13 protein-coding genes are annotated in these 12,521 nt (G+C 71.3%); 3 read left to right on the forward strand and 10 right to left on the reverse strand.

Going from position 1 to position 12,521, the window contains the following annotated elements:
- The first annotated feature begins 28 nt into the window (after positions 1–28).
- Positions 29–1,993, forward strand: a complete 1,965-nt coding sequence (locus RR1_RS01375; RefSeq protein ID WP_040772532.1) for an acyl-CoA dehydrogenase family protein — start codon at positions 29–31, stop codon at positions 1,991–1,993.
- Here the strand turns inward: RR1_RS01375 and RR1_RS01380 are convergent.
- From RR1_RS01380 to RR1_RS01395, 4 genes are all read right to left on the reverse strand, one after another.
- Positions 1,974–2,291: a hypothetical protein gene (locus RR1_RS01380; RefSeq protein ID WP_143153651.1), complete on the reverse strand. Its 318-nt coding sequence runs from the start codon at positions 2,289–2,291 to the stop codon at positions 1,974–1,976. The genes RR1_RS01375 and RR1_RS01380 overlap by 20 nt on opposite strands.
- Positions 2,288–2,770 (reverse strand): transport-regulating membrane protein Mce1N, encoded by a 483-nt coding sequence (gene mce1N / locus RR1_RS01385; RefSeq protein ID WP_010837503.1) that lies wholly within the window; start codon positions 2,768–2,770, stop codon positions 2,288–2,290. Before mce1N ends, RR1_RS01380 begins: the two co-directional genes overlap by 4 nt.
- Positions 2,767–3,237 carry a hypothetical protein gene (locus RR1_RS01390; protein WP_010837504.1) on the reverse strand — a complete coding sequence of 157 codons (471 nt, stop codon included), beginning with the start codon at positions 3,235–3,237 and terminating at the stop codon, positions 2,767–2,769. The genes mce1N and RR1_RS01390 overlap by 4 nt, the downstream gene beginning before the upstream one ends.
- A 297-nt stretch (positions 3,238–3,534) precedes the next feature.
- Positions 3,535–4,191, reverse strand: a complete 657-nt coding sequence (locus tag RR1_RS01395; RefSeq protein ID WP_010837507.1) for a hypothetical protein — start codon at positions 4,189–4,191, stop codon at positions 3,535–3,537.
- A gap of 154 nt (positions 4,192–4,345) precedes the next feature.
- On the opposite strand from RR1_RS01395, the gene RR1_RS01400 reads away from it, so the two are divergent.
- Together RR1_RS01400 and RR1_RS01405 are read left to right on the forward strand one after the other, a co-directional pair.
- A complete protein-coding gene (locus tag RR1_RS01400) occupies positions 4,346–4,954 on the forward strand; it encodes a serine/threonine protein kinase (RefSeq protein ID WP_238558953.1) in 609 nt (202 codons plus the stop codon).
- Between the two features lie 25 nt (positions 4,955–4,979).
- Entirely contained in the window at positions 4,980–5,867 is an 888-nt protein-coding gene (locus RR1_RS01405; RefSeq protein ID WP_071990717.1) for a hypothetical protein, read from the forward strand.
- Positions 5,868–5,892: 25 nt separating this feature from the next.
- Here RR1_RS01405 and RR1_RS01410 read toward each other — a convergent pair whose 3' ends face one another.
- The 6 genes from RR1_RS01410 to RR1_RS01435 all read right to left on the reverse strand — a co-directional run bounded on the left by RR1_RS01410 (position 5,893) and on the right by RR1_RS01435 (position 12,455).
- A complete protein-coding gene (locus RR1_RS01410; RefSeq protein WP_010837510.1) occupies positions 5,893–6,465 on the reverse strand; it encodes a sugar O-acetyltransferase in 573 nt (190 codons plus the stop codon).
- On the reverse strand, positions 6,462–7,436 hold the full coding sequence (gene hemB / locus RR1_RS01415) for a porphobilinogen synthase (RefSeq protein ID WP_040772552.1): 975 nt from the start codon (positions 7,434–7,436) through the stop codon (positions 6,462–6,464). Before hemB ends, RR1_RS01410 begins: the two co-directional genes overlap by 4 nt.
- Before the next feature lie 53 nt (positions 7,437–7,489).
- Entirely contained in the window at positions 7,490–9,052 is a 1,563-nt protein-coding gene (locus RR1_RS01420; protein WP_040772533.1) for a bifunctional uroporphyrinogen-III C-methyltransferase/uroporphyrinogen-III synthase, read from the reverse strand.
- A gap of 117 nt (positions 9,053–9,169) precedes the next feature.
- Positions 9,170–10,174, reverse strand: a complete 1,005-nt coding sequence (gene hemC / locus RR1_RS01425) for a hydroxymethylbilane synthase (RefSeq protein ID WP_010837513.1) — start codon at positions 10,172–10,174, stop codon at positions 9,170–9,172.
- Positions 10,171–11,616 (reverse strand): glutamyl-tRNA reductase, encoded by a 1,446-nt coding sequence (locus RR1_RS01430; RefSeq protein WP_010837514.1) that lies wholly within the window; start codon positions 11,614–11,616, stop codon positions 10,171–10,173. Before RR1_RS01430 ends, hemC begins: the two co-directional genes overlap by 4 nt.
- On the reverse strand, positions 11,613–12,455 hold the full coding sequence (locus RR1_RS01435; RefSeq protein ID WP_143153652.1) for a redox-sensing transcriptional repressor Rex: 843 nt from the start codon (positions 12,453–12,455) through the stop codon (positions 11,613–11,615). The genes RR1_RS01430 and RR1_RS01435 overlap by 4 nt, the downstream gene beginning before the upstream one ends.
- Positions 12,456–12,521 lie beyond the last annotated feature (66 nt).

Below are 12,521 nucleotides of genomic sequence, written 5' to 3' on the forward strand. Positions count from 1 at the left end.
CAGACTCCGATTTCACTAGGCTGGAGTGATGGCTTCGATCGCAGACCACCTCAGGACGACCCTCGACGGCCGCTGGCGGGAGGTGCGCGAACGCGCTCGTACCGACCTCGCCGGCCACCCGGAATTCGCACCCCACCACGAGCACGATCTCGGCGAGGCACGCGCGAAGGTGCTCCGACAGATGAAGCTGCTGGCGTCGAACGGCTACGCCGCGGACGGCTTCGCGAAGGACCACGGCGGGACGGGCGACACCGGCGCAGCCGTCACGAGCATCGAGATGCTCGCCATGTCCGACCTCTCGCTCATGGTCAAGGCCGGCGTCCAGTGGGGCTTGTTCGGCGGCGCCATCGAGAACCTCGGCACGAAGCGCCATCACGAGAAGTACGTGCCCGGCACCATCGACCTCGACATCCTCGGCTGCTTCGCGATGACCGAGACCGGTCACGGCAGCGACGTGCAGGCGCTCGAGACCACCGCGACGTACGACCCCGCCACCGAGGAGTTCGTCGTCCACTCGCCGACGCCGTCGTCGCGCAAGGACTACATCGGCGGCGCCGCGCAGGACGCGCGCCTCGCCACGGTCTTCGCGCAACTCCTCACCCGCAACGCGAGCGGCGAGCTCGAGAGCAAGGGCGTCCACTGCTTCGTCGTGCCGATCCGCGACGAGGACGGCAACGACCTGCCCGGCGTCACGACGTCGGACTGCGGCTACAAGGGCGGGCTGCTCGGCGTCGACAACGGCCGCATCATGTTCGATCAGGTCCGCATCCCGCGCGAGAACCTGCTCAACCGCTACGCCGACGTCGAACCCGACGGCACCTACACCTCGGGAATCGAGAGCGACGGCAAGCGCTTCTTCACGATGCTCGGCACCCTCGTGCGCGGACGCGTCACGGTCGGCGGATCGGCGGCCGCCGCGGCCCGCGTCGCCCTGACGATCGCGACGAAGTACGCGCTGCAGCGCAGGCAGTTCGACGCCCCGAAGTCGTCGGACGAGGTCCTGATCATGGACTACCTGGTGCATCAGCGGCGGCTGCTGCCGCTCATCGCCCGCTCGTACGCGCTGCAGTTCGCCCAGAACGAGCTCGTCTCGACGTTGCATGAGCTGCAGGCACAGGGCGACGACGCCGATCCCCAGGAGCAGCGCGAACTCGAGGGCCGCGCCGCGGGTCTCAAGGCCGCGAACACCGCCCACACGACCCGCGCGATCCAGGAGGCACGCGAGGCGTGCGGCGGCGCCGGCTACCTGTCGGAGAACCGGCTCGTCGGCCTCAAGGCCGACTCGGACGTGTTCACGACCTTCGAGGGCGACAACGTCGTGCTGACGCAGCTCGTCGCGAAGGAACTGCTGACGTCCTACGCCGACGACGTGCGTGACCTGAGCCCCGTCGAGTGGGCGCGGTTCGCGCTCGACACCGTCAGCGACGTCGTGAAGAAGCGGACGGCCGCGGCACCGATCATCCAGACGCTGCTCGAACGCCGGCCCGACAACGAGGAGGAGGGCAGCCTCTTCGATCGCGGCACCCAGGTGTCGATGTTCGAGGAGCGCGAGGAGTACCTGCTCTCGACGGCCGCGCGACGCCTCCAGGGCGCGATGGACCGCGAGGACGATCCGTTCGACGCGTTCAACTTCGTCCAGGATCACGTGCTGCACGCGGCGCGCGCCCACATCGACCGCGTCGTCCTCGAGGCGTTCGTCGCCGCGATCGAGGAGTGCGCGGACGAGGAGGCATGCGGCCTGCTCGGCGAGGTGTGCGACCTCTACGCGCTCACCGTCATCGACGAGGACAAGGCATGGTTCGTCGAGCATCGGCTGATCTCGACCGAACGCGCCAAGGCGGTCGTGCGCGGCATCAACGAACGCTGCCGCACGCTCCGTCCGCACGCGGCGCTGCTCGTCGAGGGCTTCGGGATTCCCGACGCGCTGCTCGGCTCGGCGATGCTCGACGGACCGGGCACCGACGCCGTGCGGCTCACCGGCCTGCAGGGCTGAACTCGGCCCGATCGGCGGGCCGGGTGCGTGGCCGGGTGGAGACGACGGCCACGACGAACAGCGCTGCGAGCGTCGCCAGCGCGACCGACCCGCCGATCGCGGCCCCGGAGTACACCGTCGCGTCGAACGGCGGTGTGCCTTCGGCGAGCGGGGCGAGCCGCTCCGTCGACGCGGCGGTGAGCCACACGACGACGGCGGCGACCGCACACACGAGCGCGGCGAGCGCACAGGCGCTGCGGCGCAGGCCGCCCGAAGGCGACCGGCGCGGAGCGGCCGAGGAAGGGTCTGTGGCGCTCACTGCGTTCTCCTGTCGGGGCGCGATTGCAGGACGCTCACCAGTGCACCACGCAGGCCCTCGTCGTTGCGAGCCCACGCGCGCACGAGGCCGCCGCCGACGAGACGCAGCCCGATCGCGGTGCGGCGCCGCGGCACACCGGACAGCTCCCCGAGCACCCGTGCACTCTCCCAGCGCTGCGTGTCGGGCGAGTCCGGGTCCGCGGCCGGCAGGACGGCCACGATGTCCTCGATCGGCAGTTCCTCCGTTCCCTGCCGCAGCATCGTCTCGCTGAGTTCGACGCTCGCGTGCGTCCGCGCGGCCGTGACCTGCAGCGCCACGACGCCCGCGAGTACGACGGCGCTGCCCGCGAGTGCCACCCAGTGGATGGCCGACGGGCCCGTCAGCCACTCGACGACGAGGATCGCGAAGCAGAAGAGCGGTCCGTACCAGACGCTGCGCCACCGGCCGCCGGGCTCGGTGAAGAGGATCTGCGCACTCACGGCGACTCCGTGGTGGTGCCGGCGCCCGCCTCTGCCTCGCGATACCAGCGGCGCGCCGGCGGCATCGTCGCGAGGGCGACGGCCACGAGCAGCAGGATCGGGGCGAGGAGCCAGATCACGGTCGCGAATCCCACGGCGACGGCGACGAAGGCAGCGGCGGCGTACACGACCGAGATGCCGACCGCGACAGGCCGGAAGCCCCGATGCCCCGCGCGAACCGGGCCTGCGAGCGCACCGATCACGAGGCCGACGACGACAGCGACGACACCGGCGATCCGCACGGCGACGGTGAAGGCGCCGGGGTCGTCCACACCACCCGCGACGAGCTGGTCGCGGAGCGTCTCCCCCGAGGTGGTGGCACCGACGAGTCCCTGCACGACGAGAACGAGGGTGGACAGCAGCCACACGGCGTACGCGGCATCGACGATGCGCGGCCGTGGCGGCACCGACGAGCGAGGAGACGACACTGGCGAAGCGGTCAGCCGACGATCCCCGGGACGACCAGCAACAGCATCATCAGGAGCATCGTGACGGCGAGGACGCCGAACACCACGATCTCCTTGCGTGAACCGTGCCGTTGCTGGTCGATCTGCATGGAGTGCGGTCCCTTCCGAGTTCGCGCCCGAAGCTCGTCTCATGCTTCGAGCCGGTCGGCCGTTGCCGACGGTGTGCACCGAACTCGGTGACTCCGTGCCACTGAGCGGTACAACTCATGACGTGTATCACGTCTGTGACCTATGATACATCGCTTGCCGAGCGAGATACTAACGGTCTTCGTCCTTACGCGAAAGCCCCGGGAGGAAGTAGAGGTTCGACTCCTTCCGGTGCATCAGGACGATCGCGCCCACAGCAGCGACAGCCTGGAGGATCTGCACGGCGCCCATCGCGAGCCCCATGCCGTCGGCCCCGCCGGGCAGGGCTCCGCCACCGAGACCGAACAGCACCGGTATCGAGGTGAAGACCATGAGCACACCGAGCATCGTCAGGACCATCCGCGCCCAGTTGCGGTCTCGCGCCATCGAGCGAACGAACACCAGGAAGAGCGCGGTCACCGCGACGATGACGAGCCCGACGATCCCCATGCCCACACCGAACAGCGATTCCATCCGAGCGCGGTCGACGTCGACCCCCGCCTCGGCCAGCGCAGGATCGGCGAGCATCGTGTCGACGAACGACGACCGGTCGCCCGAGACGATCGCGAGCGCCGCGAAGCCCTGCAGGATCCCCAGGGCCGCGACCAGCCACCACAGCTGCCGGGCGGTGCCGACGTCGAGCGGCGGCGTGCCGTCACCGCCGCTGCCGCCGTCCTCCGGCTGCTGCTGCGGATACGACGACGGGTACTGCTCCTGCGGGGGGTACTGCTGCTGCGGGTACTGGTGCTGTGGGGGCTGTTGCGGGTACTGCGGGTGCTGCTCGCTCATACGACCAGCCTAATGTCCGATTTCCGCGGGCACGGAGGGAGCGGACCCCCAGCGACGGCTCTTTGCCGTAACCAGGACGAATGCCCCACTCGACCTCGTAGCATCGAGATCGAGCGAGCACATGCCGGAGCAGGCACCGGGATCGAGGTCGACGATGACATCTCCCTACGAACGGCCGGACGAGCGCGGACGGTACGAGCCGTACGCCGACGGCCCGCCGCCGGGTCCACAGGGCTATCCCGGGTACGGCGCCGGTCCCCCGCCCGGCCGGTACCCGCCGCAGCAGTACGGCTCGGGCCGGCCGCCCGGAGGCGGCGATCCGTGGAAATGGGTGGCGGTCGTCCTCGCCGCCGTGGTCGCGATCGGTGCGCTGGCCGCGGTGATCGGCCTCTGGCTCGTCCCGGCGCTGCGTGACGACACGACGGCCGCCTCGGGCACGACGGCCGCCCCGCCCGCATCGGCTCCTGCCGTGGCGCCGCCCCCGGCCGCACCCGTGCCCGCCGCACCGGGGCTGCCCGCCGGAGCGTCGACGTGTTCGTCGTCGTCCGCGGCGCTCGGGAGTTCCGCGGTGGGCTCGTCGGTGACGTCGTGCGAGTTCGCCGAGGCCGTGCGCGCGGCGTACGCGTCCCAGCCCGTGCGCGGACAGTCCGTGACGGTCTCGGCGACCAGCCCCGTCACCGGAACCACCTATCCGATGGCGTGCTCGGGATCCACGCTCGTGCGGTGCACGGGCGGCGACAACGCCGTCGTGTATGTCTACTGATCCGTGTATGTCCACTGATCCGTGTATGTCCACTGATCACCGGCGAGCGCAGCCCGGCCGTGGGCGCGCGGCTCTCGCCCGAGCGTGCTGCGCCGCCGTCACGTTCGTCGCGGTCGTCGCGGGATGCAGCGAGACGGGAACGCCCGTCGCCGACCCCGAGGCGCCCACCGCACCTCACGCGGCGCCGCCCGCGCCTGCGCCGCCGGCCGAGTCCGGGCCGCTGGCCGGGTTCGGGGACTTCGCCGCGAGCCTGCCCGCCGACGTCGGACTCGCGGTGACGCCGATCGGCGGTGGGCAGACCCTCGCAGGCGGGGCGTGGGCCGACGGACCCGCGTGGTCGACGATGAAGGTCGCGATCGCGATCGCCGCAGTCGATGCGGGAACGGCGCGGACGGACGATCTCGACGCCGCGATCCGGCGATCGGACAACGATGCCGCCGACCGTCTGTGGAGTTCCCTGGGCCCGCCCGACCGCGCCGCGGAGGCCACGGGTGCGGTCCTGGCCCGCGACGGCGATCCACAGACCCGGGTGAACGCCGTCGCCACGCGCCCCGGATTCAGCGCGTTCGGTCAGACGATGTGGCCGCTGACCGCGCAGTCGCAGTTCGCCTCGCACCTCGTGTGCGATCCCGCTGCGGCGCCGGTCACCGACCTCATGCGCAGCACCGACGAGAGCTGGGGGCTCGCGACGGTCCCCGGTGCGATCGCGAAATCGGGATGGGGTCCGGACGAGGACGGGCGTCAGCTGGCACGCCAGTTCGGCGCGCTCCCCACCCCCGCGGGCGGGCTGGTCGCCGTAGCGATTGCCGCACAACCGGATTCGGGAACGTTCGAGGACGCCGCGGCGACACTCACCACCATCACGCAATGGCTCGCGCCCCGGCTGCCGGCCGGGACCGGCTGCACCCCGTGACGCGGCGACCGGCCGAACGACTCGATCAGATCGAGCGCAGCACCCGCGCGGGCGCCCCCGCGGCGACGACGCGCTCGGGGACGTCGCGCGTGACGACCGATCCCGCTCCGATCACGGCGTCGTCACCGATCGTGACACCGGGACACACGATCACTCCGCCGCCGAGCCACACGTTGTCGCCGATCGTGATCGGCTGCGCCGCTTCGAATTTGTCGCGCCGCTGCTGCGGATCGAGCGGGTGCGTCGGCGTCAGCAACTGGACGTTCGGGCCGATCTGGCAGTCGGCGCCGATCCGGATGGGTGCGACGTCGAGCGCCGTGAGCCCGAAGTTCACGAACGTCCGGGGACCGATCGTGATGTGCTCGCCGTAGTCGACGTGCAGCGGCGGCCGCACGTCCACGTCCTCGCCGACGGCACCGAGCAACTCGCGCAACAGTTCTCCGGCGCCGTCGCCGCCCGAGAGTTCCGTCGCGTTGAATCGCGCTGCGAGCGTGCGCGCCCGACGCGAGAGCCGGTCGAGTTCGGGATCGTCGGCGATGTAGAGGTCGCCCGCGAGCATCCGCTCGCGGGCACTTCGCCCATCGCCGCCGGCGGTCATGCCCGCTTCGCGAACTCGGCAGCCCAGTACGTGAGGACGATGTCGGCGCCGGCGCGCCGAATACTCAGCAGCGACTCGGCGATCGCCGCGTCACGGTCGATCCAGCCGCGCTGCGCGGCCGCCGTGATCATCGCGTACTCACCCGAGATCTGGTAGGCGGCAACGGGAACCGGCGACGAGTCTGCCACCTCCCGCAGCACGTCGAGGTACGACATCGCCGGCTTGACCATCACCATGTCGGCGCCCTCGGCGAGATCGAGATCGACCTCGCGCAGCGCCTCACGCCGATTGCCCGCGTCCTGCTGATACGTCCGCCGATCGCCCTGCAGCGACGACCCCACCGCCTCGCGGAACGGGCCGTAGAACGCCGACGCGTACTTCGCGGCGTACGCGAGCTGCCCGACCTCCGTGAAACCCGCGTCGTCGAGTGCCTCGCGGATCGCACCGACCTGGCCGTCCATCATCCCGCTGGGGCCGAGCAGATGTGCCCCGGCCTCGGCCTGCGCGACCGCCATACGGCGGTACTGCGCGAGCGTCGCGTCGTTGTCGACACGACCCGCGTCGTCGACGACGCCGCAGTGCCCGTGATCGGTGAACTCGTCGAGACACGTGTCGGCCATGAGCACCGTCGCGTCGCCGACCTCGTCGGCCAGCGCGCGCAACCCGCGGTTGAGGATGCCCTGCGGGTCGACGCCGCACTCCCCGTCACCCGACTTGTCCTCGGGCTTCGGGACGCCGAACAGCATCAGGCCGCCGACACCCGCCGCCACGGCCTCGGTCGCGGCGGCGCGCAGCGAGTCCAGCGTGTGCTGGTACACGCCGGGCATCGAGGAGATCTCGCGCGGCGCGTCGATGCCGTCGGCGACGAACATCGGCAGCACCAGATGCCGTGGCTCGAGCGAGGTCTCCCGCACGAGACGGCGGACCGCCGGGGTCGTGCGCAACCGGCGCGGGCGATGCGTGGGGAACACGAACGGCACTCCCTCGGTGTCGATGATGGACGGGCTCCGGCCCTTGACGCTCGTCAGCGGCGGCGCGACTTCTTTCGCGGCGGGGGCAGTGCACCCTCGGCCCGCAACCGAGCCGCGTGCTCGGCGAGCGCCTCGACGAGCGGCCCGATCTGCGCCGTCTCCGGCTGCACGTCCACGCGCAGCCCGAACTCCACGGCCGTCTCGGCGGTCTTGGGGCCGATGCACGCGACGAGGGTCCGGGCGTGCGGCTTGCCCGCGATACCGACGAGATTGCGGACGGTGGACGACGACGTGAAGCACACGGCGTCGAAGCCACCAGTCTTGATCATCTCGCGGGTCTCGGCTGGCGGCGGCGAGGCGCGCACCGTGCGGTACGCCGTCACGTCGTCGATCTCCCAGCCGCGCTCACGCAGCCCCTCGGCGAGGGTTTCCGTAGCGATGTCCGCGCGCGGCAACAGGATTCGGTTCACCGGATCGAAGACGTCGTCGTAGGGCGCGAACTCGGCGAGCAGGCCCTCGCTCGACTGCTCCCCCGACGGGACGAGCTCGGGATTGATACCGAACGAGCGGACCTTGTCCGCCGTCGCCTGCCCGACGCACGCGATCTTCACGCCCGAGAACGCACGGGCATCGAGCCCGAACTCCTCGAACTTCTCCCACACGGCACGCACCGCGTTGGTCGAGGTGAACACGACCCACTGGTAGCGGCCGTCCACGAGGCCCTTGACGGCACGCTCCATCTGCGCGGGGCTGCGCGGCGGCTCGACGGAGATCGTCGGCACCTCGATGGGGATCGCACCGTGCGTGACGAGACGATCGCTCATCTCCCCCGCCTGGTCCTTCGTGCGCGGCACGAGCACCTTCCAGCCGTACAGCGCGCGCGACTCCCACCAGGAGAGCTTGCCGCGCTGCGACACGACCTTGCCGATGGTCACGACGAGCGGACCGACGAGTTCGGAGCCCGCGTCGTTGAGCGTCGCGAGCGTCGCCTCGACGGTGCGCTGCTGACGCGTCGTGCCGTTGACGGTGATCGCGGCCGGCGTCTGCGGTGCGAGGCCGTGCTCCACGAGCGCGCTCGCCGTCTCGGCGAGGTGCCCCGCCGTCGCGTGCAGGACGAGCGGCCCCGGTGCGGCCGCGAGCGCCGCCCAGTCGACCTCGCCGCGCACGTCGGCCTCGGTGTGATCGGAGCCGAGTGCCATGCCCGCGTAGGCGGGAACCGCCGACGCCGACGGCAGGCCCGGCAGGACCTCGAACGCCACCTGCGTGCGCGAGACCGCGGTGACCTCGGCGATCACCGAGTCCGTCGTGAGCGGATCGCCCGCCACGAGCCGCACGACGTCGTGACCGTTCTTCGCCTCGGCGACGAGCGTCTTGGCGACGTCCGCGGGCTCGCCCAGTGCGGGACGCACCTCGGCGATCGCCTCGCCGGTCTCCTCGTCGCAGCCGAGTGCGGTTCCGGCGAGCGCGACGACGGACTTGTCGACGTCCGGGTCCGTGTAGGCGAGCGATGCGTTCGCGAGCGCGTCACGAGCACGCACGGTGAGCAGCGCCGGGTCGCCGGGCCCGGATCCGACGAACAGGATCCGTCCCGGGGTGTTCTTGCGAACTCGGCTCATCGGTGATTCTCCAGTGCGGTGGGTGGCTGTGCAGGATGGTTCGGGGCGAGACGCGACGGCGAACGTTCGCCGCTGCGCGACGGCGGCCATCGTGTGGCCGCGCGCGGGGACCGGCGGTCAATCATCGGCGTCACCCCGTGCGGGATCGGGCTCGGTGCGCTCGGTCATCAGATCGCGAGCTCCCCGGTCGAGCAGATCGCGTGCGACTGCGCGCCCGAGGCCTGCCGGGTCGTCGATGGTTCCGACGACGCTCGCGCGCAGGACCTCCGAGCCGTCGACGGCGGCGGCGGCGCCGCGTACCGACAGCTCCCAGACGGTGCGGCCGTCGTCGTCGAGCGACTCCACGACCTCCGCGAGCGCGCCGACCGGGGCCGTGCACCCCGCTTCGAGTTCCGCGAGGACGGCACGCTCGGCGACCACGGCGGCGCGTGTCGCGGGATCGTCGAGTTCGGCGAGCACCGACACGAGATCGGTGTCCTCGCTACGGCATTCGACGGCGAGCGCGCCCTGCGCCGGAGCCGGCAGCATCTGCACCGGATCGAGCGCCTCGGTCACCTCGTCGAGCCTGCCGACCCGAGCGAGGCCCGCGCGGGCGACGACGACGGCGTCGAGCTCACCCGAGTGGACCTTGCCGACCCGCGTGTCGAGATTGCCCCGCAGCGGCAGGACCTCGAGGCCGAGGCCCAGTGCTCGCAGCTGCGAGGCGCGCCGCGGCGCGGACGTCCCGATCCGCGACCCCGCCGGCAGCTCGCCGAGGACGAGCCGGTCGCGGGCGACGAGCGCGTCACGCGGATCCTCGCGCGGCGGCACCGCGGCGATCGTGAAGCTCGGCTCCTGTGCCGTCGGAAGATCCTTGTACGAGTGCACCGCGACGTCCACGCGGCCGTCGGCCAGCGCCTCGCGCAGTTCGGCCGTGAAGACACCGACGCCGATCGTCTCGACGGGCGCCTGCGACTTGTCGCCCTTCGTCGTGATGATGACGAGTTCGGCGGGATGGCCGGCCTCGATCAGCGCATCGCGGACCGTCCCGGCCTGGGTCGTCGCGAGAACACTGCCACGGGTTCCGATCCGCAGCGTGCGTGTCGCAGCCCGGTCGCTCGTGGCCGCATCGGTCGTCGTCACTGCGTGTCCTCTCCGTCCGTGGTGTCGTCGAGCAGGAAGTGCCGCAGCCGCGGATCCTCTCCTGCGACGAAACGATCCGCGAGATCGATCATCTCGCCTGTCGGGTCCGATGTCTTCGCTACTGCCGCAACGGTTCCCGGTTCCAGCTCGAAGAGCTCGCGCAGCGCCTGCGCGTACGTGTCGCCGCCGGGCGAGACCGCGAGCTGCTTGACGCGCACCGTCGGCGCGTGCAGGAGCTTGTCGACGACGCGGCGCACCGTGCGCGCCACCTCGCCGCGCTGCGGATCGTCCAGGTCGGGCAGGCGGGTCTCGAGTCGCAGCAGCTCCGCTTCCACGACCTCGGCGGCGCGCTGCCGCAGCGCCGCGACGGTGGGCGTGATCTCGGCGAGCCGCTGGCCCTGCAGATACCCCGCGAGTTCCTGCGAGACGATGCCGCGTGCGGCCTTCTCGTCGGCTCCCGCCGCGTGCGCACCGGGATCGCGCTGCAGCGACTCCATGTCGAGCACCGTCACCGACGGCAGTCCCGCGACCGCGGGTTCGACGTCGCGCGGCAGACCGAGATCGCAGATCACGAGCGGATTCCCGCCGTCGACGTCGACGGCGCCGTCGCTCTGCACGGCACGCTGCGCGAGCGCGCGGTGGGCATCGGCGAGCGTGACGACGGCACCCACCGCGCCGGTACACGTGACGAGGACGTCCGCGAGCCCGACTGCCTGCGGCAACTCGTCGAGATCGACTGCGTGGGCGTCGATTCCGTTCGAGCGCGCGGTCTCCGCGAGGTTCTCCGCACGCTCACGGGTGCGGTTGACGACGACGATGCTTCCGATGCCTGCACGCGACAGGTGCGCGACGGCGAGACCGCCCATCGCACCGGCACCGAGCACGACGGCCGTGCGACCCGCGAGCGAGCCGAGGACGCCTGCGGCACGATCGAGCGCCACCGACACGACGGACGAACCGGCCGAGTCGATCCCGGTCTCGGTGTGAACACGCTTGCCGACGCGCAGCGCCTGCTGCGCGAGCTCGTGGAGGGTGCGGCCCGCGGCCTGCTGGGAGTCCGCCGCGGCATAGGCCGACCGGATCTGGCCGAGGATCTGCTGCTCGCCGACGACCATCGAGTCCAGTCCGCTCGCGACCGCGAACAGGTGCTCGGCCGCCGCCTCGCTGTACCGAACGTAGGTGTGGCGGTGCAACTCCGAGAGTTCGACTCCCGAGTGCTCCGCGAGCGCCGTCGCGACCTCGGTCAGCGCGCCGTGGAACGCGTCGACGACCGTGTAGATCTCGATGCGGTTGCACGTCGAGACGATCATCGCCTCCGAGATGTGCTCCGAGTCGAGCAGCCTGTCGGTGAGCTTCGGGCGATCGCTGTCGGCGATCGCGACGCGCTCGAGCACCGGGACCGGGGCGGTCCGGTGCGAAATCCCGACGAGAAGGACACTCACGGCGCGATCACCGATCCGTTCCGGGAGACAGGGGACGGCGACACTGCCGGCCCGGGGAACCGAACACGGGACGACGACGCAGGCGCCGTCCCGGCATCGTCGAGCGACGACGCCGTGGCGGCGCCGTCCTCGTGATGCCCGTTGCGGATGCCGTGGAAGGACAGCACCTGCAATTCCGCCGCGAGGTCGACGACCCGGAGCTCGACGCCGCCGGGAACCTCGACCTGCACGGGCGAGAAACTCATGATGCGGCGCAGCCCCGCCGCGACCAGTGCGTCGCACACGATCTGCGCGGCGCTGTCCGGGGTCGCGACGACGCCGATCGTCGCTTCGAACTCGGCGCACGACGCCGCGAGCACGTCGAGATGACGCACCGTCACCGCACCGACCGCCGTCCCCACGAGTGCGGGATCGGTGTCGAACAGCCCGACGACGGGGAACCCGCGCCCCGCGAACCCGCCGTAACCGGCGAGGGCGCGGCCGAGATTGCCGGCACCCACGATCACGACGCGGTGGCCGCGCTCGAGCCCGAGTGCCGACTCGATGCGGGCGCGCAGGCGGCGCACGTCGTAACCGACGCCGCGAACACCGTTGGGGCCGAGGAACGACAGATCCTTGCGAAGCTTCGCCGATCCCACTCCGGAGGCGTCGGCGAGTTCTCCGCTCGACACGATCGCGATACCGCTGTCGGCCATCGCTTCGAGGACCCGCAGATACGACGCGAGGCGCGTCACCGTAGCCTGGGGAATGTCCCGTTGAGTCTGATCACCGGAGGAACGATCACCCGACGCAGCGGCGACGGCGGGTGTCGTCCCGCGCGTCCGATGCTGCTGCGTCACGTGGTGGCTCCTCGTCCGAGCGGCCGTTACCACGGCCGCTACTCACGATTGTCCGGGGGATTCGTT

Source organism: Rhodococcus rhodnii NBRC 100604 (assembly GCF_001894925.1).
Taxonomy (GTDB): domain Bacteria; phylum Actinomycetota; class Actinomycetes; order Mycobacteriales; family Mycobacteriaceae; genus Rhodococcus_F; species Rhodococcus_F rhodnii.